General features: G+C 42.2%; 18 protein-coding genes. 13 read left to right on the top strand and 5 right to left on the bottom strand.

Annotation, left to right across the window (positions count from 1 at the left end; genetic code table 11):
• Positions 1–15 precede the first annotated feature (15 nt).
• The 4 genes from NQ505_RS08740 to NQ505_RS08755 form a co-directional block, all read right to left on the bottom strand.
• Positions 16–3177, bottom strand: coding sequence for a SusC/RagA family TonB-linked outer membrane protein (locus NQ505_RS08740; protein WP_009000175.1), 3162 nt, complete (start codon positions 3175–3177; stop codon positions 16–18).
• A 128-nt stretch (positions 3178–3305) separates the two neighbouring features.
• Entirely contained in the window at positions 3306–4688 is a 1383-nt protein-coding gene (locus NQ505_RS08745; RefSeq protein ID WP_009000174.1) for a sulfatase, read from the bottom strand.
• Positions 4689–4893: 205 nt separating this feature from the next.
• The gene (locus NQ505_RS08750) at positions 4894–6336 is read right to left on the bottom strand and encodes a sulfatase (RefSeq protein WP_009000173.1); all 1443 of its coding nucleotides are present in this window, start codon (positions 6334–6336) and stop codon (positions 4894–4896) included.
• A 140-nt stretch (positions 6337–6476) separates the two neighbouring features.
• On the bottom strand, positions 6477–8543 hold the full coding sequence (locus NQ505_RS08755) for an arylsulfatase (RefSeq protein ID WP_009000172.1): 2067 nt from the start codon (positions 8541–8543) through the stop codon (positions 6477–6479).
• 218 nt (positions 8544–8761) lie between these two features.
• Between NQ505_RS08755 and NQ505_RS08760 the strand changes: the two genes are divergently transcribed.
• From NQ505_RS08760 to NQ505_RS08775, 4 genes are all read left to right on the top strand, one after another.
• Positions 8762–9601, top strand: coding sequence for a S1 RNA-binding domain-containing protein (locus NQ505_RS08760; RefSeq protein ID WP_009000171.1), 840 nt, complete (start codon positions 8762–8764; stop codon positions 9599–9601).
• A 115-nt stretch (positions 9602–9716) separates the two neighbouring features.
• Positions 9717–10388: a DUF4476 domain-containing protein gene (locus NQ505_RS08765; RefSeq protein WP_004296215.1), complete on the top strand. Its 672-nt coding sequence runs from the start codon at positions 9717–9719 to the stop codon at positions 10386–10388.
• Between the two features lie 26 nt (positions 10389–10414).
• Positions 10415–11098 (top strand): DUF4476 domain-containing protein, encoded by a 684-nt coding sequence (locus NQ505_RS08770; RefSeq protein ID WP_009000170.1) that lies wholly within the window; start codon positions 10415–10417, stop codon positions 11096–11098.
• 14 nt (positions 11099–11112) lie between these two features.
• A complete protein-coding gene (locus NQ505_RS08775) occupies positions 11113–12495 on the top strand; it encodes a hypothetical protein (RefSeq protein WP_009000169.1) in 1383 nt (460 codons plus the stop codon).
• Between the two features lie 30 nt (positions 12496–12525).
• On the opposite strand, the gene NQ505_RS08780 is transcribed toward NQ505_RS08775, so the two are convergent.
• Positions 12526–14475, bottom strand: a complete 1950-nt coding sequence (locus tag NQ505_RS08780; protein WP_009000168.1) for a transglycosylase domain-containing protein — start codon at positions 14473–14475, stop codon at positions 12526–12528.
• 220 nt (positions 14476–14695) lie between these two features.
• Here NQ505_RS08780 and NQ505_RS08785 point away from each other — a divergent pair, with 220 nt between their 5' ends.
• The 9 genes from NQ505_RS08785 (at position 14696) to NQ505_RS08825 (ending at position 26066) form a co-directional block, all read left to right on the top strand.
• The gene (locus tag NQ505_RS08785; protein WP_032853756.1) at positions 14696–16111 is read left to right on the top strand and encodes a leucine-rich repeat domain-containing protein; all 1416 of its coding nucleotides are present in this window, start codon (positions 14696–14698) and stop codon (positions 16109–16111) included.
• Between the two features lie 20 nt (positions 16112–16131).
• On the top strand, positions 16132–17508 hold the full coding sequence (dcuC, locus tag NQ505_RS08790; protein ID WP_009000166.1) for a C4-dicarboxylate transporter DcuC: 1377 nt from the start codon (positions 16132–16134) through the stop codon (positions 17506–17508).
• Positions 17509–17526: 18 nt separating this feature from the next.
• Positions 17527–18672, top strand: a complete 1146-nt coding sequence (iadA, locus tag NQ505_RS08795; protein WP_009000165.1) for a beta-aspartyl-peptidase — start codon at positions 17527–17529, stop codon at positions 18670–18672.
• 18 nt (positions 18673–18690) lie between these two features.
• Entirely contained in the window at positions 18691–20061 is a 1371-nt protein-coding gene (locus NQ505_RS08800) for a hypothetical protein (RefSeq protein WP_009000164.1), read from the top strand.
• A 7-nt stretch (positions 20062–20068) separates the two neighbouring features.
• Positions 20069–21592 carry a M14 family metallocarboxypeptidase gene (locus tag NQ505_RS08805; protein WP_009000163.1) on the top strand — a complete coding sequence of 508 codons (1524 nt, stop codon included), beginning with the start codon at positions 20069–20071 and terminating at the stop codon, positions 21590–21592.
• 32 nt (positions 21593–21624) lie between these two features.
• Positions 21625–22854 carry a porin gene (locus NQ505_RS08810; protein ID WP_009000162.1) on the top strand — a complete coding sequence of 410 codons (1230 nt, stop codon included), beginning with the start codon at positions 21625–21627 and terminating at the stop codon, positions 22852–22854.
• Positions 22855–22856: 2 nt separating this feature from the next.
• Positions 22857–23750, top strand: coding sequence for a hypothetical protein (locus NQ505_RS08815; RefSeq protein WP_032853755.1), 894 nt, complete (start codon positions 22857–22859; stop codon positions 23748–23750).
• Between the two features lie 127 nt (positions 23751–23877).
• Positions 23878–25284: a hypothetical protein gene (locus NQ505_RS08820; protein ID WP_009000160.1), complete on the top strand. Its 1407-nt coding sequence runs from the start codon at positions 23878–23880 to the stop codon at positions 25282–25284.
• Between the two features lie 266 nt (positions 25285–25550).
• Positions 25551–26066 (top strand): DUF3836 domain-containing protein, encoded by a 516-nt coding sequence (locus tag NQ505_RS08825; RefSeq protein WP_009000159.1) that lies wholly within the window; start codon positions 25551–25553, stop codon positions 26064–26066.
• Positions 26067–26183 lie beyond the last annotated feature (117 nt).

Here is a 26183-nt window from a genome sequence, read left to right on the forward strand (position 1 = left end):
TACTAATTTAAATTATTAGAATGTAATACGTGTTCCAACTGTGTAGGTGCGCACAATAGGATAACTGTCTGCACCGCCTGTTTCAGGATCTATACGATTATCCACTCCTGAGAATGTCAGTAAGTTGTTTCCCTTGACATAAAACTGGCATGCTGTTATACTTAATGGTTTCAGTAGCTTTTTAGGAAATTTGTAACTGATTTCCAGTTGCTTTAATCTTAGATATGAGTGGTTAGCATATGAATAGGTACTTTGTACTGCATTATGTTTCCTATCCAGATGTGTTGCAGGGCGCATTATCTGATTTGAATTTATTTTCTCCGGAGTCCAGCGGTCCAGCGTGTTTGGCTGTGCCTTGATATTTCCTTCGGGGAAGTCCCATAGATATTGATCGAATTGTAGTTTGTATACACCTAGAGGAGCATAAAGCATTGCATTAAGTCCCCAACCTTTGTACTCGAGCCCCAGGTTCAGAGACATGGTGGTTTGTGGATAATTCATTTGTGAAACGGCTGCTTTATCATTGATATTGATAATCCCGTCCCCGTTATAATCGATATAGACTAGATCGCCTGGAATGATTTTCAGAGGAGAAGCCTGCTCTATGGCTGTTTGTGCGTAATTGAACACATCGTCGATAGTGCCATAGTTACCGACTGCCAGAAAACGTGCCTGCCAGTCGATGGGCTTACCAGCTTCTTTTAGGTGTCTTTCCAAATCTGCGGGGTCATCTCTGAATACAATCCGGTTTTCGTTCATTGATAAACTGTAATTTATAGAATAACGCCAATTCTTACCGACTTTATCATGCCAACCCAGATCCAACTCAAATCCATGGTTTTTCGTTTCTCCCATATTCAGAGAAGGTAAGCCCACACCATACCAGGCAAGGGTGGTTCGTGGAGCCATTAGAATGCCGGTACGACGTTCGTCGAATAGATCTATGCTCATCGAAAGTTTCTCCCATAAATTAAATTCTATTCCCAGATTTTGCTTAGTAGCTACTTCCCATGTAGATTCTGGGTCGGCCATTGTGCCCTCTTTGAAAGTAGGTCCGAAACCCACATTTTGCGAATCTCCGAACTGGACATTGCTGGCCTGATTGTAAATCTGGATATAATTGAAACGGGGAGCACCTGCATCACTACCTACCTGACCGTATGAATATCTGATTTTCATATTAGTAAGTACCTTGCCGAACTTATTCTTGATAAATGGCTCTTCCGAAATTCTCCATCCGACAGAGAAAGAGGGGAAAAAGCCAAAACGATGGCCGGGTGCAAATTTCTCCGAACCGGTATATGCCATGTTTACTTCTCCCAAGTAGCGTTCTTTCCAGTTATAGGTGATACGTCCTACCCAGTCTTCCGTATAGGATGGGAATTGCATGACATTGTCAGTTCCTTTACTTTCTATGATCTGTCGATTCATTAAAGCTAATGCGGAAACTTTATGTGCTCCGAACTGACGATTGTATTCTAGTGCAAATTCATAATATAGTCTTCTGCCTACATCATTTAAAGCGTCATAAGTTGTATTCACCGGGAAAGTCTCGTCTTGTATATATTCACTTGGGAACCGGTTGTTTTGTTTCAATGGATAGGAGACTGTTCCGTCTGTATTATAAATAGGATTTGCGTAATCATATTCACGATAATATCGCACGGATGAATTTTTCTCGGCATTCGAACCGTTTGTTCCTTGTACCAATCCTACAATAAGTTTTGAATTTGTGGTCATGTATTGATTGTAGGATACGCGTGCCTTAGCAGATAACCCTTTGGTGATAAATGATAAATCCTGTTTTAATATGAAATCATACCATCCCTGGAATTTCTTGAACATATTCTGTCCTTTGGTGTTCATATTAGCAATAAGGTTATAACCTGACTCGGAAACATCTCCCCAATATCCATCACTATATTTGATAGGAAATATATTAGTAGGAGCCTGAAATGTTTTTGCAAAGTTGGCACTTCCGCTTGGCTTGTTTTGGTATCCCATATTGCCAGCTACATTGGCAGAGAAAGTTGTGGTACTTGTTAGCTTAAAATCGAAGTTTGCACGCCAATTATAGCGACGGTAGTAATAACGTGGGTCGAAGTCGGCTTGTTTGTCAATGTTATAATTACCTCCATCATACTGATAACCCAGTGAAATGAAATAATCCATTTTTTCCATGCCACCTTCTACATTGATGTTGTAGTTTTGAGAAAAACCGAAATCTTTGGTTATTTCATCAAACCAGTCCACTTCCGGGAAAACATCATTGTACGGACCATAATTTCCAGTGGCATACGCTTGTTCCCATGCCCGGATGGTTGAGGTTGGCACTTGTTTGTCCCAGTTGTTGTCATTGGCCAATGCTTCGTTGTACATTTTCATAGAAGTGATGTAATCTGCCCAATCCAGTTTGGTGGTCATCTGTTTGAATCCCATATTGGCGGAGAATGTTACTTTGGGCTTTTGTTTGGATCCACGTTTAGTGGTCAACAGGATGACTCCGTTGGCCCCTCTTACACCGTAGACTGCAGTTGCGGATGCATCTTTTAAAACGGAGATGGATTCAATTTCGTTGAAATCAACGTCATTCATATTACGTTCGATTCCATCCACCAGTATCAGCGGAGAGGTTCCGTTCCAGGAGGCTTTACCCCGGATAAAGATGGTTGCGGCATTCTCTCCGGGCATTCCGGTAGAGTTGATTGCTACTACGCCATTTAGTTTCCCTTGTAAGGCTTCGGATACGCTGGTCAGATTGCCGCCTTTCAACAAATCCTCTCCTTTGGTAGTAGAGATGGATGCTACGGTAGATGCTTTTTTCTGAACGCCATAACCTACGACAATCACTTCATCCAATTCTTCACTGTCGCTTGATAAAGCTATCGTACCGGCTTTGGATGCTTCTTTGGCATCAATAATCAGCTTTCTGTACCCTATGTAGGAGATGACTAACTTGTGATGGGGTTGAACATTCAACTGGAAGAATCCGTCAAGGTCAGTTATTACGCCTTGAGAAGTTCCTCTGACGCTGACGGTAGCCCCGATTAGAGGACGAGTGTCGCTACTGTCTACCACTTTGGCCCGGACTGTTATGGTTTGCTGTGCATATCCTGACTGAGATAGTAGGAAAATGATTACAAACCATAGGCATCGTTTAAACTTAATGTTGCTCATGATATAAGGATATAGTTAACAATTTAATCAAAGAATATCTAACGGATAGATTCATCTTTGTATCTATCCGTACTAATTATTTACTGAAAGTGCTTTTGCTGTGCGACTACTTGAATACAGCTCTAAATTCAGCTTGCAGAGGAAGTTTGTATTTTCTTCTTGTTAGGTGTACGAGGGACATCCTTGTCTGCTCCTGTATCCTTTTGCTGTTCCATCCATTTTTTTAGTTCCTGGATAAGTTCTGCTTTTTTCTGTTTATATGCTGCTTTATCAGCAAGATTATTGAATTCATACGGATCTTTTGTTATATCATATAATTCAAATTCTGGACGATGTTGCCAGCGATTCAGTATTTTGTGTGCTTGCTCCGTATCTGCTGCTTTCCAGGAGAGATACCATTCATTCTTCTCAACATGCTTCTCCAAATAGGTTGCTTCGGGAGTTAAGTTCCATATCAGACGATATTTTCCGTCCGAAATGGATCGGATAGGATAAGCCGGACCCTCGGGAACATTGTTATGAACATGATAAGCATATTTGTGATGTGTTTTTGCTTTACCTTGCAATACACCAACGAAACTTTTTCCATCTATTACATCTGGCGCTTTGCCACCTGCCACATCAATGAATGTAGGAAGAATATCTTCATATTGTATGATGGCGGAAGTTTCAGTACCCGGTTGCGTGACACCTTTCCAAGAGGCAATCATCGCTGACTTCACACCTGCATTCCAGTTAGTCCATTTAGCTCCGGCAAATTGTGTCCCTTGTTCTGAAATGAAGATGACGAGAGTATTCTTCAGTAGATCTTTGTCTTTCAATATCTGTATGGCATCGCCCACTTGCTGATCGAGTAGACCGATTTCTGCCAGATATCTGGCATAATATTCGCGCGTCACTTCCGTATCAACAAACTGTGGTGGTAATTGAAGTTTTTTCCGGTCGAAAACGGAAGCGTCTCCTCCTGTCCACGGTGCATGAGGATTGATGGAGGCAAGGACTAGACAGAAAGGTTGGGAATTGTTACGCCCCATGAATTCTTTGATTCCATCTGTTGTGTAGTCGGTATTTGTACTTGTGCATCCTTTGGGGAATCCCGGTACGTCTTCAAATGGAAAATTTGCCAATGGTTTGATATGCCATTTCCCGGATAGTCCTACCCGATAACCTAATTCTCCCAAGTAGCTGGGAAGAGATTTTACATCAGCATTTACTGAACTATGGTTTGCATAACCTCCGTGATGCATTGGAAACATCCCCGTATAAAGGCAATGACGGGTAGGAGTACTCATAGAAACGGAGTTATATGCACAATTGAATTTTATTCCCTGACGGGCTAAGGCGTCTATGTTGGGAGTTTTGTTGTTGACAGCTCCGAAGCAGCCGATATCGTAATATGAGCAGTCATCAGCCACTATTAATAAAATATTAGGTTTTGCAGGAACTTGAGCAAAACAGTTTCCTATCGATAATCCGCTTAATAAACACAGACTAATTAATGATTTTTCCATATAGTATTATTTTATTGGGTTGTTTATTTTAAGGTGTATATAGTATACAGCCATTCGTGTAATTATACTAGAATGGTTATATGTAGACACATCTCTATCAATTTTGATTATTTGTGATTAAGATTAATGTATGGGCTTATACATACCATTGCGAATGGTGAAAGCAATGGCATGAATAATCATTGTCTTATGCTATATTCTGATATTAATGCTTTTTGTTTCTTTTTTTCTTGCCTTTGGTTGATTGATTGTTTCTCTTCTCTTTGGTTGTAGTATCCTTCTGTAGATTGCTAGCTAAATGGTTCAATGCATCCATTTCCGTCTCTTGCCCCTTATCTCCACAATATTTCATCCAGCCTTTCAGCTGTTTATCCAGTTCGTTGATTTTTGTTTTATAGTTGGGATCATCTGCCAGGTTTTTCATACAATAGGGATCTTTCTCCACATCATATAATTCGATAGCCGGACGATATTGATATTTATGTGTCATTTCCCGGGCATGTTTATCAGTCTCTCCTTTCGCTTCCCATTGTTTGAATAAAGGAGAAAAGACTTCTGTATTCTGGAATTTGGCTTCCGGAGTAAGATTCACGATGTAGCGGTATCGTCCGTCTGATACGGAGCGGATGCCATAAAACGGAGAACCTTTGTAAATACCTCTGGTTGTCTGCAGCGAGAAAGTATATTGTTTGTGTGTCTTTTCTTTGCCAGTCAATACGTTTTTGAAACTTTTCCCATCTACCGGAGCAATCGGTTTTCCTCCTGCGATATCAATGAAAGTGGGAACTATATCCACATATTCTATCAATGCGTCACTTTCTGAATGAGGTTTTATTACACCAGGCCAACGAACGATACAGGCAGAATGTACACCTGCATCATAACAGGTCCATTTGGCAAATGGCAGGCTGTTTCCCTGTTCACTTAAATATACTACTACTGATTTGTCAGTCTCTTTTTGCTGATCGAGGATAGATAATAAGGTGCCGAACTCATTATCCATATAGTTAATCTCAGCCAGATAGTGTGTCAACATTCTGCGTGTTTCAGGTATATTTACATACATTGGTGCAACAGTTAGTTTATCTGCGTCAAATTGGGAAGCATCCCCTTTATTCCAAGGAGTATGGGGTTGACGGGAAGCTACTAGTAAGCAGTATGGTTCATGTTTATCTTTGCACTCGGAGATGAATTTGCGGATGGCGTCGAAATCAATATCCCCTCCCTGCAGTGTCGGTGCGTAAAGATCGAATGGAAATACCGAGTCGGGAGCCACATGTGATTTTCCTACTAAAGCTACTTTGTAACCTTGAGGATGAAGTTGTTGAACCACACTCAAAGTTCCTTCATCGGCGCGGGTATGGTTGGGGAATGCTCCACTTCTTACAGGCCATACGCCTGTATATAAGTTGTGACGAGTGGGAGAAGACATTGGAACAGCCTGGTATGTTTTCGTGAGGCGTATTCCTTGTGTTGCAAAGCGGTCGATGTTTGGTGTTTTGGAATCCGGGCTTCCATAACATCCGAGATCATAAAACGAACAGTCGTCGGCTATAAATAATACCAAGTTCGGTTTCTCCGTTTGTTGTGCATACATGCTGGCTGTGCATCCAGCCGCCAGTGCAAGGCTTACTAAATAGTTTTTCATATTTTATTGATTTATATGTCTGGTCATTTTATTTTCCAAAGATAGGTTCTGGTGTAAATGACAAGTAGAAAAAATCTATCTAAAAATAGGAATTATGTGTTTTCACCTCTCCACAGACCCTATATAGCCGTATTCTACTTTTATTTTATGTCTAGTTCAACATCATCTATCCAGATTACTCCATCTGATTTTCCTACATAAAATACTAGCTGATAATTTCCATTCTCCTTGATTGGAATATCTTTGAATTCGAAAGTACGGACATCAGTAGTAAGGGAAAGGGGGGCATCAATGAGCTTTGTAGCCAGGTTCTGCTCTCTCTCCAATCGGAATATAATTGGGGTCTTTTTTTCTGCTTGTACTTTGAATCTGATGGAGACCTTTTCTCCGGCTTTGGCATTGAACATCCATTTCAGAAATCCATTTGCCGGTTTGTCTCCACTTTTTTTGATATCGATACGGGCTGTTTTGTCTCCACTGATTGTATGGACACTGTCTATAGAAAAATAGATTTCTGCTGTGTTGGTAACACCATACTTCCAGTCGCCAAAGTTATCATCGAATTGTCCGTTTATACACCGACGTTTGTAATCACGTCGACGTTCTCCATAAGAACGTGTATCCAGTGGGAGTGCCTCCACTTTGTTGGCCCATTCTTTCCAAGCTGCGTATAATTCATTCTTTTTTTGAGGATAGGTGGTCGCAAGATCATTTAGCTCTGTCGGATCCGCGTTCATGTCATATAAGTGAATGGCGTTTTCGTCAAATGATTGTCCTTCGATCACTTTGGTGACTATCTTCCATTTTCCCTCTCTTACAGCAATATTGGCTTCATGCTCCCAGAATGTTTTCCCGCGTTTTGTGCTTTTTCCGATGAAATTCGGTCGGAGGCTGACTCCTTGCATCGGAACAATGGTATGTCCTTTATATGTGGTAGGATAGGATGCTTTACCGAAATCTACGCATGTGGCCATGATATCTGTGATATGTCCGTATTCATTAACGAATGAGTTATCGAGCTTTTGGGAGATTCCTTTCGGATAATGAACAATTAGAGGGGTAGCGATTCCACCCTCATTGGTATGGTGTTTATATTCTTTGTAAGGCGTGCTGCTTACATTCGCCCAATTTCTGCGGTAACTTTCGAAAGTATCTTCCTTACCATCTACTGCCTTTCGTTTTCCGCTACTGATAAATTCAGCACAGGCTCCATTATCACTTAGGAACATAATAATTGTATTGTCCAGTTGCCCCTTTTTACGCAGTTCTTCTACAACAAGTCCCACTCCTTGATCCATTGCATCAATTTGGGCTGCATAAATAGCCATGCGCATGGCAAATTCTTTTTGTTCTTCCTTTGAAAGGCTATCCCAGGCCGGAACAGCTTCATCGCGTGGAGACATTTGCACGTCTGGAGAAAAGAGTCCCATTTTTTTCTGGCGTTGGAAACGGGTCTCACGTAGTTGATCCCATCCTGCTTTGTAGACATCCACATATTTATCTATGTCTTTTTGTAGAGCTTGAAGTGGCCAGTGTGGTGCAGTATATGCCAGATAAAGAAACAAAGGTTTTTCTTCGAATGAATGCTGTTTGATGAATATTGCGGCACTGTCACTGATTGCATGCGTAAAATAGAATGTGCCGTCTTTAGGGGAATGAAACTGTTGATTGTTCCGGTTATACTTCATATTGAAATAGTTGGCTGCTCCTCCTACGATACCATAAAATTCATCAAATCCCCGTTGGTTGGGCCAATGTTCCTGAACGCCTCCGGAATTTTTTCTTTCGCTACTGACGTGCCATTTACCGCTCATATACGTACTGTAACCTGCACTTTTTAAAACTTCAGCAATGGTTACACATTCGTTGTTGAGGCATCCCTGGTAGGGAGGACGTTGCATGTCGGCAGTAGTCATCCATCCCATTCCTGCTTGGTGTGCGTAAAGACCAGTTAATAGACTGGCACGTGTCGGGCAACTTCTGGCTCCGTTATAAAACTGTCGATAACGTAATCCCGCGCTTGCCAATTTATCTAAATTCGGCGTTTGTATCTCTCCACCATAACAACCGATGTCCGAGTATCCCATGTCATCCGCCAAAATAAGGATGATGTTCGGACGATTGTCTGTTGTTTGAGCCTGGCAACAATTGGTCAGAATCCAGGGTAATGCAGGCAAAACTGCCAGATAGATGTTTTTTCTGTTCATTTCCATTTTGTATTAGGTGTGAGTATTTAAAGTTGCCTTGGGATATAGAGAACGGTCGCTAAATTACGTCTCTTTCATGTTTCTCCATTAGAAAAAATGTTCATAGTTTCTGTATTTATGTGTTCCGTCTTATATTTTTCCCCAATGACATGCAGTATTTCAAGTAAATCACTACTTTTGTAATAAACCTTGAAAGTATTAATATAATAGATAAGAATATGAGCATCGAATTAGGAAAGTTCAATCAGCTTGAAGTCGTGAAAGAAGTAGATTTCGGCGTATATCTCGATGGTGGGGAAGAAGGTGAGATTTTGTTGCCTACCCGTTATGTGCCCGAGGACTGTAAGATAGGAGATTTTTTGAATGTGTTTCTTTATCTGGATATGGATGAAAGACTGATTGCTACGACGCTGACTCCGTTGGTGCAGGTAGGTCAGTTTGCCTGTCTGGAAGTCTCCTGGGTGAATCAATATGGAGCTTTCCTGAACTGGGGATTGATGAAAGACCTGTTCGTTCCGTTCAGTGAGCAGAAGATGAAAATGCAGGTTGGGCGGAAATATGTGGTTCATGCGCATTTGGATGAAGAGAGTTATCGTATTGTGGCTTCAGCAAAGGTGGAACGTTATCTGTCGAAAGAAAAGCCGGAATATACTCTGGAAGCAGAAGTGAATATCCTTATCTGGCAGAAGACGGATTTGGGCTTTAAAGCGATTATAGATAATAAGTATAGCGGTTTGCTGTATGAAAATGAAATATTCTGTCCGTTGGAAACAGGAATGGAGATGAAAGCTTTTGTGAAACAGGTGCGTGAAGATGGTAAGGTAGACCTGATTCTTCAGAAACCCGGTTTTGAAAAGATTGACGATTTTTCGAAAACGTTGCTCGACTATATCAAAGCGCATGGAGGACGAATCTACTTGAATGATAAAAGTCCTGCGGAAGATATTTATGACACGTTTGGTGTTAGCAAGAAAACCTTTAAGAAAGGAGTGGGCGACTTGTATAAGAAACGTCTGATTACCTTGCATGAGGATGGCATTGCTTTGGCGGATTCCTAAACAGAATAGGGATTTCCCTACATACGAATAGAGAGAATCATTGGGGTGGGGAGTTTCCTCACCCTATTTTTGTGCTATCAGATTAAAGATATAAATAATAAAAACTAGATAAGCTATGCGTAAGATTATAATAAGTTTCTGCATCCTGTTCGCTGCCCTCTCCTTACAAGCGCAGTCTGTTAACGGAATCCGTATCGATGGCGGGAATACTCCGATTCTTGTTTACCTGGGAGGGAACCAGATATGTTTACCTACTACTACCTGCTTTATAGCCAATTTAAATCCCGGACATTATACTGTTGAAGTGTTTGCCACCCGCTTTACCCGTGCGGGAGAGCGAGTTTGGAAAGGAGAAAAATTATATAAAGATCTCGTTTATTTTGATGGGAGAGGAGTGACAGAAATATGGGTAGACGGACGTGATAACATGCGCCCGGAAAGACCCGGCCGTCCCGAACAGGGAGAACATCGTCCGGGATATGGCTACAACAGGGTGATGAACGATCAGCTCTTCCAAACGTTTTATAAAGAGATGAAGAATGAGCCTTTTAAAGATGACCGTATGAAGTTGCTCAATGCTGCATTGGCTGGTTCTGATTTCACATCTGCCCAATGTCTCCAACTGACCAAACTGTATACATTCGATGATGACCGGATGGAGATTATGAAGATCATGTATCCCCGGATTGTAGATAAGGAAGCTTTCTTTACGGTGATTAATACCCTGACATTTAGCTCCAGCAAGGAAAAGATGAAGGATTTTATCATAGGGTACGGTAAACGTTGATACTATTAACTAAAAACGATACGGTTATGAAAAAGATACATATTATGCTGTGTTTGGCATTGGGAATATTGGTCAGTGGCTGTTTTACCAGCTATGTATCTACCAAACAGATGATGGGTATATATCAGGGAATGACTCAATCTCAGGTAGAGTCCGTTTTAGGAAAACCTGATTTCCGGCGTTTTGACGGTGATATGGAAGAATGGGAATTCCATCGTGATAACGGTACGCCTGTACTTACTTCGGAACCTGTGACGATAATCGTTCAGTTTGTAAATAGAGAGGTGGTTAGTATGGATACGTTCAAAGGTTATGGCAGACCTGCACCGATGCATTCCGTTGTAGTGCCGCCTGCAGTGAACACTACTGTTGAAGTTTTTCCTAATCATGAACAGGTGGAAGAAGCTCGTTTAATGACTGATTCGGAGTTTGATGAATTTATCAATAAGCTCAAAATAACGGTTATGAATGAAGACCAGAAGAAGCTTGTCGATCGGATGTTGAGAACGTATGATGTCACTTCAAATCAATGTGTGAAAATAGTGAAGGAGATTTCGTATACTCCTGACCAGGTGGAGATGATGAAGAAGCTGTATCCTTATGTAAGGGATAAGAGAAATTTTAATAAGGTGATCGATATTTTATTTTCTAATGCATATAAAGATGAGATGCGTAAGTTTATTGAGGAATATCATCAGAATAATAAATGATAGGAGATTGAATTATGAAACGAATACTGTTTTTACTCTTTGCTGTCGGTCTGACTGCCAATATGACCGTAATGGCTGGAATGAGCACTAGCAAGGTACGTAAGGAGACGCGTTTTCTTACCGATAAGATGGCATATGAATTGAGCTTGAGTACACAGCAATATAATGATGCGTATGAAATTAATTACGACTTTATTTATTCTGTCCGTAATATCATGGATTACGTAGCACGTGGTTACGAATGGGCATTGGATGATTATTATGAAGCGCTGGATATCCGTAATGACGATCTTCGCTGGGTATTGAGTGATGCACAGTATCGCCGGTTCCTCGGTGCCGAGTATTTTTATCGGCCAATCTATGTTACCGGAGGGAAATGGAGCTTCAGGGTTTATGTAAATTACCCGAATCGTAGTTTGTTTTATTTTGGTGTGCCTTACCATTACCGTACTTATTGTGGAGCACATTATCGTCCACACTTTCACCATGTGAGTTATTATCGGGGCAGATATACTAATTTCAACCATTATTCTGCACCACATCGGGTGAGAGATCAGCGAGTATTCCACTCTTATCGTCGTTCGGATTTCGGTTCTGTCCGGTTCCGTCCGAATACTTCCACTCGTCCGCATAATGCACCGACACGTCCGGGTAATTCTTCCCGTCCGGGTTCATCGACAACGCGTCCTGGTACGTCTCGTCCAGGTACCTCTACTCGTCCTGATGCTTCTACTCGTCCCGGAACGACAACAAGACCTGGTACGTCAACACGTCCCCGTCCGGAATCTGGAGGAGATCGGCCTTCGACTTCTGTCAGACCATCTACACCGTCCGGAAGTGGAAGACCTAGTAACAATGATAAAAATGGGAATACGAATAGAGTAGAAAGTGATCGTAATTCTGGTCGTCGTCCGGAAACAGGTTCCGGTTCTTCAAGCTCTAATCGCAGACCAACAAGCGGAAGTTCAACTGGTTCCAGTTCCTCCAATCGTGAAAGTGGAAAAACAAGTAGCAGTTCGAGAGAAAGTTCAAGTAGACGAAACGATAGTGGTTCCTATAATAGAAATAACAGTTCCGAGAGAAATAATAGCTCTTCCGGTTCCAGTCGCGGTAGTTCCAATCGTAGTAGTTCCAATCGTAGTAGTTCTAATCGTAGTAGTTCCAGTCGCAGTGATTCTGGTCGCAGTAGCGGTAGTACTACCAGTCGTAGCAGCAGTACCACTTCTAACCGGAGTAGCGGTAGCTCGAGCTCTACTCGAAGCGGCGGTAGCTCTACCCGGAGCAATGTTTCTAGTGGACAAACAGAAAGACGTTCTTCTTCCGGAAGTACGAGAAGCAATAGCACTCAAAGCTCTTCCCGTTCCTCTGAAAGAAATAGCAGCAGTTCAAGAAGATAACCTATTCCTTTATTATTTATATCAATCTCATTACTCCTCAGCGGCAGGAGAACTAGACTCCGGGTTTTCACCGGCTAGACTATTCCGGGCAGCGCCCGTAACTTGGATATCGGGGCGGATACTATCCGCCTCGATTTCACTTATTACTCCTTTCTGTGCAAGCCGCTTGGCAATCAACTTATAATAGCCTTCCATATTCTCCTTTAACTGTCCGCCTTCTGCAAAAGAGCTGCGGAAATGCTTGGGCTTCGGGATAATGGAAGCCAGGAAAATACTTTCTTCCGTGTTCAGTTGTGAAGGGCGTTTATTGAAATAATAAGCAGAAGCTTCCTGAATGCCATAAACGAGCGGTCCCCATTCAACAATGTTCAGGTATACTTCGTACATGCGTTCTTTAGAAGTTAATTTTTCATTTTCTATTAGCCATACAATCAATGCCTCTTCCAATTTACGTGCAAAGTTCTTATTACGGTTCAGGAATACATTCTTTACGAGTTGCATGGTGATCGTGCTTCCTCCACGTGCAAAGCGTTTCACTTGCAGGTCGTAAATCAATGCTTCCCGTAGGGCATCGGGCAGGAAACCGCGATGGTAAAAGAATGCTCCATCTTCACTTTGCATAACGGACATTCTTAGGATGGGTGAAATGCTATCCAATGGTGTAAAGTGTTTGCACGAGGGGCCAATAGGAAAAGTCCGCACCGGTATTCCATTCTCATAAGCTGTATAAATGAACTCGCCGGACATTTTGGAGAGTGAAGTGGCTCCATAGCTTGTGATGCGGAAGTCTTTCTCTTTCAGTTCGGATTCCAGTTTGAGACTATCTAGTTGTGCAAAATCAATATCTAATAGAAAATGATAGGCCAACTCGCCACTTGTTTTTATGCCTTCCAGATTGCTGAATAATCCTTTGGGGAGAGAGCTGAACAGATCATCTGCCGGAAACCAGGATTTGTTGACCGCAGCAGTGAAATGCCAGTTTCCTTTCTCTTTCTCGGCTCGCAAATAAGGATGAAACTGGAGTTTGTTGAAATCAACGATGGTCGTGCTATCCAGTTCGAGTGAGTGCCCGCTTATATTCATCTCGTAACAGAGTTGTCCACGATCGAGATGAATTACTTCAGGAGAGAGGGCTTTATGAAATACGTCAAGTCCGTTCACTCTCGCTTTTCCTTTGAGGAGCAGTTGATTGGATGCATGCTTATCTTTAGTCATATTATAAGATAGGGTGTCGAAAGTGACTTCTGCTCCAAAACGGCGGGTAATATAAGGTAGTGAGATTTTTCTTTTTTCCGGGGCAAAGACAGATGCTTTTAATGTATAGTCTCTTCTGTTTAGTTCGCCGGTGGCTTCCCATAGTTGTTGAGGAAGTGTATCTTCTTTTATCTGAATGGTTGATTGGAAATGATTGTTCTCAATAATAAAAGAAGGAATGTTGACTGCAACGAAATTACTATCTTTACGTTCGGTTATATTGATTTGACTGAGTTGCCCGTTTTCAGGCAGGAAACCGTAAATGAGGTTTAATATCCGGTCAATACGGTTGGCATAGTCACTTTCTATGACAGGTTGGGGTTCTGCTTCTTGTTGCCGTTTAAAGAACAAGAAATCGTAGTTAGCTATGCTATCACGCTTGATGAAGTTGATTGCCAGGCCATTCATAAGCACATTCCGTACTTCTATTTCTCCTTTTAGCAATTCCCAAAAACTTAGTTTTACATTGACGGATTGTAATGTCAGGAGGGTATCCCGTTGGTTGGGAACAATAGAAAGTCCTTGTAAAGCCACTTCATTGCAGCCTTTCATTCGTAACTCCTGATAATGAATTTGTAGACCGTATGTTTGTTCGGCACGTGTAGCTCGTTTGTCAACGATATGGCATAAAATGACATTGCGGAATGCAAAGAGACAAATAAGGCTGGTAAGCAAGATACCGGTAGCCGATAGAATGATAATTCTTTTTTTGCTGGACGTTTCCATCTTCTTTTTCTTGATATGATAATCGCTGCAAAGGTAGATAATAATTCGGGCAACAAGCGGAGTATTTTCCCATTTTTAGAGTTATATTCATCAGTAGAAAGAAGAAAATACAAAAAAAGGCGCTTTATTTGCAATATTAATCTTTTGTTAAGGTCTGTATTAATCTTTTCGTTTACTCGTTAATGTTACTTTTACGCTCAAAACCAATACTTTTGAAATTATGATGCGAATGAACAAACCGATGACTACTGCAATGTTTTGCATGGCATTATTGCTTGGAGGACTCTCATCTTGTACCACAAATGATGTGGAAGATATACAGGGAGATGGTGAACAAGACCTTTATGAAATTAAGGATCGTGCGTTGGGAGAATACCTTGTTTATAACTGTAGCCGTACAGACGAAAACAAGCTTCCTTATGAAATGGCTGTTGCGGAAAATGGCAAATTCTATCTGAACACCCAAAAAGCCGCTACCGTGGAAAACCTCTATCTGGTAAAAAACGATGCGCAGATATCTAAATTGGAGAGTGCAGGGTTGGCTACGGCTGCAGTGAAAATTGTAGATATGGACGGTTTGCAGTTCTTTACCGCTCTAAAGACATTGAAGATCACCTCCAATTCAGTGGAACGTATGGACCTGACCGCATTGACCCAACTTGAAACGGTTGAGATGAACAACAACTGCGTTGCAACACTGGACTTATCACAGAACACTAAACTCGTTCGCTTTCGTTATGGTGGGAACACTACTACCGATACGTCTACCAAACTTTCGACAATTAGCTTCGCAAATAATAATGTGATAGAACATATTTATTTAAAGAACCAGAATCTTCAGGAGAATGGGTTTACTCTTCCTTCAAACTATTCAGCATTGAAAGAACTTGATTTGAGTAATAACCCGGCTGCTCCTTTTGCTATTCCGGAGGATTTAATGAACCAATTGACTACTGCTGTCGGAGTGGTGGCTGACTCTGAAGGAGGAGGCGACGAAGACGGTGAATTGTTCACGATCCCGGATCAGGCTTTTGGAGAGTACCTTTATTATCTATCGACAACAGCTGGCAAGTTGCCACAAGGACTTGTTGTGAAAGAGGGGAATGAATATCAATTGGATAAGACAATTGCAGCTACTGTCACTTCTGTGAATGTGTCCAAAACGACCGCTATTATCAGTGAACTGGTTACAGCGGGTCTTGAAACAGCAGAGACCTTGGTAAGTTCTGCAGATGGATTACAGTTCTTTACTGGATTGGTTGAGTTCACTGCTACCTCAAATAAGTTTACTGAGGCACTTCCGATTACTGGGCTTAGTAATTTGGAAGTCTTGCAAGTGAACACGGCAGGAGTTGGCTCATTGGATTTGAGTGGTAGTCCCAAATTACGTATTCTGAACTGTAACGGTAGTACGAAAAGTGGATATGGCACGTTGTCGTCTATTAATCTTTCATATACGTCCAATCTGGAGACTCTTAATTTGAAAAATAATAAACTGGAGGCAATCAATGTGACGAATCTGGTTAAGCTAACAGAACTCGACTTAAGTGGTAACCCTGGTGCAAACTTCAGGATTCCGGCAGGAATATTTAATAATTTGACTACTACTAAAAATAAAGGCGTAGAAGCTGAATAATTCAAATAAAGGATACTATGATGATATATATAGGTGCATTTATAGCCTTACAAGTAATTGTATTGGTGGCTTATTGGCTAATGAAAAAGAATAATCCGCAGGGAGTATTGATGGTAGCCGGAATTCTGATGTTGGCACTTAGTATGCTGCTTGGTATGCATTCGCTAAGTCTGACTGAAACAACGGGAACGCCAGTTTTCGATCTCTTCCGGATTATCAAAGAAACTTTTTCATCGAATATGCTTCGTGTCGGTTTGATGATTATGACTATTGGAGGTTATGTAGCTTACATGAAAAAGATAAAGGCTAGTGATGCATTGGTATATGTGTCTATGCAACCGCTGGCCATATTCAAGAAATTTCCTTATATCGCTGCTTCCATTGTTATTCCTATCGGGCAAATGCTTTTCATTTGCACACCGAGCGCAACGGGACTTGGACTGTTGCTGGTCGCTTCTATCTTTCCTATTTTGGTAGGCTTGGGAGTGAGTCGTTTGACGGCAGTATCTGTTATTTCTGCTTGTACCATTTTTGATATGGGCCCCGGTTCGGCCAATACTGCCCGGGCGGCGGAACTTGTCGGTCAAAATAATATGCTGTACTTTGTTGAACACCAGCTTCCGCTGGCCATTCCGCTTACTATTTTGCTAATGATTGTTTACTATCTCACCAATCGTTATTTTGACCGCAAGGATCGCCAGTCTGGACGTACACAGCCTGAAATGGTGGATACGAAAGATTTCAAGGTAGATATTCCTTTGATTTATGCGATTTTGCCAGTGTTGCCATTGTTCCTGTTAATCATATTCTCGAAGTATGTACACTTGTTCGATCCTCCGATCGAGTTGGATACCACTACGGCAATGTTCGTCTCTTTGGCAGTTTCCATGTTGTTCGAGTTGATACGGCTTCGTTCCTTTAAAGCGGTTTTTGTGACTATGAAATCATTCTGGGAAGGGATGGGTAAGGTATTTACCAATGTGGTGACACTGATTGTTGCAGCAGAAATCTTCTCTAAGGGATTAATTAGTCTTGGCTTCATTGATGCGTTGGTCGAAGGATGCACCAGTCTGGGATTCTCTGGAACTTTGGTTTCTATTGTCATTATCCTGATTCTTTTCCTGGCTGCCATCCTGATGGGAAGTGGCAATGCTTCTTTCTTCTCGTTTGGCCCGCTGGTTCCGTCAATCGCTACCAAAGTCGGTATGGCACCCGTGGATATGATATTGCCTATGCAATTAGCATCGAGCATGGGACGGGCGGCGTCACCTATTGCCGGTGTGATTATTGCTATCTCGGAGATCGCTGGTGTATCGGCTACCGATTTGGCCAAACGCAATATCATTCCGCTGACAATCACACTGATTGCCATGATAGTTATTCACTTTTTTATTTAACAAGTAATACTGATTATGATGTTCAAACTGATTCAAAATATACATCTTTATGCTCCTGAAGACAAGGGGATGAACGACCTGCTTATTTGTGGTGAAAAGATTGCTTGTATCGCACCCCATATCGATATTCGTGGAATAGAAGTAGAAGTGATCGATGGAGCAGGCATGAATGCTGCTCCCGGCTGTATCGACCAACACGTACATATCATTGGCGGAGGCGGACAAACCGGATATTTCTCTCTGGCTCCTGAAGTGCCGCTTAGCCGTTTACTGGCTTGTGGAACGACTACGGTAGTCGGACTATTGGGAACCGATGGCTTCGTGAAGCAATTACCGGCACTTTATGCTAAAACAAAAGCACTATGCATGGACGGTATATCAGCTTATATGCTTACCGGCTACTATGGACTTCCCACTCCTACATTGACAGATTGTATTGCCAATGATTTGATTTTCATTGATAAAGTGATCGGCTGTAAGATAGCTATAAGCGATGACCGTAGTTCCTATCCTACCAAAAGTGAGCTGATGCGTATCATTCAGCAAGTACGTCTGGGGGGCTTTACTTCTGCCAAGGGTGGAGTGATGCATGTGCATTTGGGAGCTTTACCCGGAGGCATTGATCTGTTGCTTGAGATAGCGCGGGAATATCCTTCATTAATCAGCTATATTTCTCCTACCCACATGGGACGTACGCACGATCTGTTCTTGCAAGGAATTGAATTTGCCCGTATGGGGGGAATGATCGATATTTCCACAGGCGGAACGAAATATTGTGAACCCTATGAAAGTGTATTGGAGGGATTGAATGCCGGAGTATCTATTGATCGTATGACTTTCTCATCGGATGGTAATGCCGGTGTGCGTCGTAAAGACCCGGTTACCGGGGAAGACAGTTATACTGTGGCACCCTTACATCGAAATCTGGAACAGGTAATCCGGTTGATAGTGGATGGAGGTATTGCCCCTTCGGATGCTTTCCGCCTGATTACAACGAATCCTGCCCGTACAATGAAACTGAAAGGAAAAGGAGAACTCTGGGAAGGATGGGATGCGGATATAACGCTGTTTGATGATAAATGGAAATTGCAGGGTGTCTACGCTCGTGGTGCGGAAATGATGCATGAAGGCATCGTGATACGTAAGGGAAATTTTGAAATGTAATACTAAAACAACATGGATATGAAAAAATATCTATTATTCCTGATAGGGCTATTCTTGTTCCTTCCGCTAATGGCGCAGACAGACGAAGGCAGTGATGACGCCGAAATAGTGGAAGCCAGCGATGAAAGTTTATCAGATATCGACAACAAGGTAGTCCTCCATCGCTATAAAATGGGGGATGGTTTAAGACTCACAACACAGGGCGGCAATAAGCTGGTTATTAGCGGAATGGTACAAACCTCGGTAGAAAGCCGTCGCTTTGAAGATGTGGATCAGATGTACAACCGCTTCCGTGTGCGACGTGCCCGTGTGCGTTTTGATGGAAGTGTCTATCATGATAAATTGCGTTTCCGCTTGGGACTCGACTTGGTGAAAGGTAGTGAGACGGACGATGATTCCGGTTCCTTATTGATGGATGCTTATGCAGCCTATCGCCCTTGGGGTTCTAAACTGGTCGTTTCGTTTGGACAGCGTTCCACTCCTACGGATAACTACGAATTACAGATGAGTTCCCACACTTTACAGTTTGGCGAACGTAGTAAGATCACTTCTGCATTTAGCACGATTCGTGAATTGGGAGTCTTTGCCGAAAGTTCTTTCCGGGTAGGCAGCAAAGGTCTTCTACGTCCTGCTATTGCCATCACTGACGGTTCCGGTCCGATTTCGGAAGGAAAACGTTATGGTGGATTAAAGTATGGTAGCCGGCTGGATTATCTTCCTTTTGGAGCTTTCCGTTCGATGGGAGGAAGCAGAGAAGGGGATATGGCTTACGAACTGACTCCGAAGTTAAGTGTGGGTGTTGCTTATAGCTATGCGGACGGCACATCCGACCGTCGTGGCGGCCGTAGTAACGGGGATATTCTTTATATGAATGACCGTGATGAAATAGATCTTCCCGATTATGCTAAATTGGTGGCAGACTTTGCCTTTAAGTATCGCGGATTTTCCATGTTGGGCGAATATGCGAAGACCTGGGGATATGTTCCTTCTTCTATTACGAAACGGGTAAGAAACGATGGTACCACCGCTACTACCTTTGACGTGAACGGAGAGCAGAATGTAGAAGCTTATATCAAAAATAGAATGATGTTGGGGCAAGGGTTTAATATTCAGGCAGGATATATGCTTCGCAGTCTTTGGAGTTTTGACTTGCGTTATACATACCTTAAGCCGGACGAATATTCATATATGAATAATAATCTGTATTTCAACAGACATAACTTTTATGATTTTAGTGTCTCCAAATATCTGACACGTAATTATGCTGCCAAAATACAATTAACTGTCGGACTGGCCCGTAGCAATGGTGAAAACCGTACTCCCGATAGTACATACACCTATAATGGTAATGAGTGGATAGGAAACCTATTGTTCCAATTTAAATTCTGATGAAGCTATGAAACGAATATTATTAATACTCTGTCTTTTATTATCCGGTCTTCCATTCTATGCTCAACAGACCGGAAAGGTGACGGCGAAGTTCTTCCCCGACCCACAGGTCGACATGGATACACCGGCATTTGCCAAGAAGCATGGTTTCACCACTTATCGTGAGTTGATGACGTTCTTGCATGATTTGGCTACCGCTCATCCGGAATGGGTGAAACTTCAAATTGTAGGTCGTACCCAGCGTGGACGTGAAATTCCTATGATAAAGGTGAGTAAAGGAGGAAGTGATAAGTTACGTGTCCTCTATACAGGATGTGTACATGGAAATGAACCGGCTGGTACGGAAGGACTTCTATATTTTATGAAGCAACTGACCCGTGATCCTCAATTGTCTGCCCTGCTTGATAAGATGGATTTCTATATCCTGCCTTCGGTAAATATTGACGGAAGCGAACAGGGAGAACGGCTCACTGCCAATGGTATAGACCTGAACCGTGACCAGACTCTTTTGTCAACCCCGGAAGCACGCACTTTACAACGGGTTGCTCTGACAGTCAAACCTCATTTGTTTATTGATTTCCATGAATACAAACCGCTTCGTGTCTCTTACGAAGAAGTGACCGACGGGCTTCTGGTTACCAATCCTAACGACTTTATGTTTTTGTGGAGTAGCAACCCGAATGTATCTCCCGCATTACGTACTGTTGTAGACGATTTTTATGTGCCTGAAGCTAGTCGTATGGCTGATGCGGAAGGACTGACACATCATACCTATTTTACTACTAAAAGTAATCGTGGAGAAATTATATTCAATATCGGCGGTTCCTCTCCTCGTTCTTCCACTAATATCATGGCATTGCGTGGAGCTATTTCAATGTTGATGGAAGTACGTGGTGTCGGCTTGGGACGCACTTCTTATAAACGTAGGGTATATACTGTTTATAAATTGGCAGAGTCATTTGCCCGTACTACTTTTGAGCATGAAGATCAAATACGAAAAGCTGTAGATGAATCTGCTCATTATAATGGTGATATTGCCGTGACTTTCCGTTCGAAACCCGCTTCCGACTATCCGTTGAATTTTATCGATATGCTAGCCTGTAAAGAGATAACTGTGCCTGTTGAGGCCCGTATCGCTCCCGAATCGGAAGTTGTACTGACCCGCCAACGTCCTGTTGCCTATTATCTGGACGCCAATCAAAATCGTGCTGTGGAAATATTGCAGCATTATGGGGTTGAACTGGAACGGCTGGAATCTCCTGAAACGGTTGAACTGGAGTGTTACACTGTTACAAAAGCAGTAGAAAGCCATGATTTGGTAGCCGGTATTTTACCGTTGAATGTGGCAACAAATACCAGTAACCGTACGATTACTCTTCCGGCCGGCAGCTATCGTATTCCCATGTCCCAACCTTTGGCCACCCTTGTGACAGTATTGCTGGAACCGGAATCAGCCAATGGTTTCGTCAACTACCGCGTGATTGATGCTGCAGTAAACAATACGCTGGGCGTCTATCGTAAAATGAAATAGATTAATTAATGACGATAAATAGAATACAAGATATGAAAAAGATAATAATAGGAGTTTTCTCCTTGATTTTGGCTACAGGTATGTATGCTCAGACAATTGGAAACGAGGCATTTCCGCAACTGAAAGATGGTTTGCTTGACTTGAACTTGAGAACACCCGGTCAGAAACTGCGTTTTGGCGGTTATCTCCAGGGATCAGGTTATTATACGGACATCAAGAACGCAGAGTCGGAATATGGATTTGATATTGAACATGCTTATTTAAGTCTGGAAGGTTCGTTCCTGAATGAGAAACTGGGATTCTTTTTACAGGCAGATTTTGCAGATTCCTACCCTTTGTTGGATGCATGGGTTTCGTATGCTCCCTGGAAACAGTTGAAAATCAGTGCCGGACAGAAACAGACTTTTACCAATACCCGGCAGATGATGATGCTCGATCAGGGACTTGCTTTTGGTGAACATTCATTGATGGATCGTACTTTCTCCCGTACAGGCCGTGAGTTGGGATTATTTGTTGAAAGCCGCTTGTCACTTGGCAAACTCGGATTCGATTTGGGCGCTGCTGTTACTTCCGGTGACGGACGCAATTCATTTGGTTCATCAAGCACTGACCCTGATTTGGGTGGGTTGAAATATGGCGGACGTGTCACTGTTTATCCGTTGGGCTTCTTTACGAGCGGTAATGAAATGGTCTTTAATGATTTCATTCGTGAGAAATCTCCCAAATTGGCTATCGGTGCGGCCTATAGTTATAATGTCGGTGCCAGTAATATGGTAGGTGAGGGACATAATGATTTTCAGATGTATGATAAAGAAGGTGCTGCGGATTATCCCGACTATCGTAAGTTGTCTGCCGATTTACTCTTCAAGTGGAATGGTTTCTCCTTGTTGGCAGAGTATGTCAATGCAACAGCGAACGGTTTGAACGGGCTTTATGTAGAAAAGGATGAGGGTGCAAAATTGAAACCGCATCAGATAGCCAATTACCTGGCTTTGGGAAATGGATTCAATGTGCAGGCTGGGTATCTTTTCCATAAATTATGGGCACTTGATGTTGCTTACAGTAAAGTGAAACCCGAGTGGAAGGAGACTGAACAGAGTGTTTTGCGCGAGGCGGATAACATCACTTTCGGAGCATCGAAATATTTCAATAATAATACGTTCAAGCTACAGCTGGCAGGTTCATATACCTCATACAATCAGTTGGTGGGGGCAGGATCTAAGGAATTTCAGGTTAAGTTGAATCTTCATATTCTCTTTTGATAATGATGCGTGTAGCAAACTTATTGATTTTAATCATTGCCGTATTGATGACGAGTTGTTTTAAAGACGACGAATCGGAATCTTTGGGAGAAACCTCCGGGTTTCTTCCGGGAGACGGTATCGTGACATATTCCGGATATGCGCCTTTGGCCGACCGGCCTGTCCGCATACATTTTCATATCCCTGTCAACGGGGATATGAAAAAAATGCCGGTGTTGTTTGTATTTCCCGGATTAGAAAGAAATGCCGATGATTATTTGAATGCATGGCGTGCAGAAGCATCCAATAGGGAGGTAATAGTCTTTGTGTTTGAGTTTCCTACGGAGACTTACTCTACTGCACAGTATATCGAAGGAGGTATGTTTCAGGGAAATACGTTGCTCGATCGTTCAGAATGGACATTCTCACTTATTGAGTCTGTTTTTGATACTGTCCGGAAAGATACCGGTTCTTCGCGGAATAAGTATGATATGTGGGGACATTCTGCCGGAGCGCAGTTCGTGCACCGGTATCTGACGTTTATGCCTGATACCCGTGTTGATAGGGCGGTAAGTGCCAATGCGGGTTGGTATACATTGCCCGATGTGGATGTTGCTTATCCTTATGGCTTGAAAAATACGGATGTCGCAATGACCTCCCGGGTGGCATCGTTGTTTGCCCGTAAACTGATTGTTCATTTGGGCACGGCAGATACGGATCGTAACGGATTGAACACTTCAGCAGGTGCCGAAGCACAAGGGGCAAACAGGTATCAGCGTGGTAAGTATTATTTTTCAGAAGCGAAGCGTATCAGTACCAAAGACGGTTGTTCATTGAACTGGGACAAGTATGAGGTGGCAGGTGTTGCACATGAGTATGCCAAGATGGCGGCAGCCGGAGCAAAAATACTCTATTAAGTAAGACTAAAATTTTGAGCCATCGGTTAAATAGCTTATTTTTGTTGACCTATTTATCAGACAGGTATTTAAAATGTTTCTATCGGCATCGTACATACAAGGATTGTATTCTTTAGGGCAAAAGATTATGCTATTGATATTCTGCCTCTCTTTTACTGTATCCGTACGTGCTGTACCTCCCGCAGAAGAGATTAAGAGAGTGAAGGCAGATCAGATACTTGATACCAAACAGTTTAATTATCTGGATAAAGGGAGCATTATCACATTGCAGATTGTGCTTCCCGACCAGGATAAAGTGGTGTTTGAGTCGCTGATGCGCATTGAAAGTACAGATAAAGAATTATATAATCTGATTCTTTCCCGTTCTCCGCAGGCAGGTACTGAACTTCTGTGGGTGTGTAATTCAGAGGTTGAGAAAGTGCGGATAGGCTCTCCAAAAGATTCAATCCGGACTGATACCATGTCAGTAGGCTTTTCGGTTCGTTTCCCGGCAGATTCGGTTTATATATCCGCAAATGAACATTCTTATGCATTTTCGTCGCATGGCATTCGCTCGGACCGGGGGTATCGATTTCATATTCTGGGTGATAAACGTTCCCATTTGAAGTTGGTGGAGGGGCATGCTGAATTGTTGTCGATTGGAAAGGAGGAGCAACATCTGTCCGCCTGGTACTGGATTTTATTGATTATTGTGGTGGATATGATTGTGTTCCTGGGAATGCATTGGCGGCGTAGGCGTCAGAAGAGATTGAAGGCAAGCAACCGGATTGAGATACTCACCTCATTTGGCGATGAAGGAGAAAGGGTTAAGTTACCCCGGTATAATGCCGTTTACCTGTTTGGCGGATTGCAGGTTTTTGACCGTAATGGTGAGGAAGTCTCGCAACGTTTTTCTCCACTTCTGCGTGAGCTGTTTGTTTTGTTGATTTTGCGGTCGGCGGAGAATGGAATATCGTCGGAAGAACTCACGACCATGTTGTGGTTTGATAAAGATGATGTAAGTGCCAAAAATAACCGTGCAGTAAATCTTTCCAAGTTGCGTGTGTTGGTAGAATCTGTTGGTGGTTGCACTATCTCCAAGATTTCGGGTAACTGGCGGGTGCAATTTGATAAAACAGCTTTTGTGGATTACTATGAATGTCTTCCGGAACGGATTCGTCCCGATAGCCTGACAACTGAACGAATTAAAATCATAGCAGCACTAACAGCTAAAGGCGGCTTGCTGAATGAGTGTGACTATCTGTGGCTCGATACTTTTAAAAGCCGGATAGCAGATAGCCTGATTGAATCTTTATTAAAGTATGCCACTTTATTAGATGAGCATGAAGCTTATGATACCAAATTATTAATATCCGATATTATCTTCCGGTTCGATTCCGTGAATGAAGCGGCTCTTAGACTCAAATGTGCCACTTATGTATCTATGCGTAAGCAATATATGGCTAAGACTACTTATGAACATTTCTGCAGGGAATACAAATCACTGTATGACGAACCTTTTGAGCATTCTTTTAATAGCATTATTAGTCAGTAAATTATTTCCTTATTTGTTCGTTTTTTAATGGGTTGTTCGCTTTTGAGCGTACAACTGTTCGTTTTCGTACACCGTTCTGTTTTATGATTTCTCTGATTATTAGTTAGTTATCGTTTTGGCACGCTCGTTGCATCTCTATAGTCGCAAGCGGGCAACGAAGAAAAATGAAAAAAACTTCAGAAGGTTGCAACCGTTTGAGACGCTTGATCCGTCTAATAAACAGAAGAACAAAAACAGAATGTTGAACAAATAAAAAATATACAATTATGAAGACTACAGTATTATTCAGAATGATCGTTTTGGTTGCTATGGTATTTGCAGGAATCGCTAATACAACAGTGAAGGCACAGGGTAATAACTTTATTACTAATGAAGAAAGAGTAGATGATCTTGTAGTATCGAAAGTGATTTACAGACTCGATGGTTCTCTCTATCGCCACATGAAATATGATTTTACCTATGACGATCAGAAGAGAATGTCTTCCAAAGAAGCTTTCAAATGGGATGCTTCTACTGAAAAATGGATACCGTATTTCAAAATTGATTATACTTATTCATCTAATGAAATCACTTTGGTATATGCACGCTGGAATGACTCTCACAGGGCTTACGACGCATCTGTTGAAAAGAGCGTTTATGAACTGAACGACGCTAATATGCCGGTTGCTTATATGAACTATAAGTGGAATGATAAATGGATTGAAGAATCCGCTGCTAGCTGGGCTATGAATGTATCTACTCCGGCAACTAATGAAGCAACTCTGCTGACTGCCAGCAGATAAAAATAAATCGGAGTTGTGAAACTCCTTCTCTCTCTTTTAATTTAACTACATTAAAAACGGTGGATTATCCCATAAGGAAATCCACCGTTCTGTTTTTCTAATGAACAGTTACGATTA

It is taken from the genome of Bacteroides sp. D2, assembly GCF_025147085.1.
Lineage (GTDB): Bacteria > Bacteroidota > Bacteroidia > Bacteroidales > Bacteroidaceae > Bacteroides.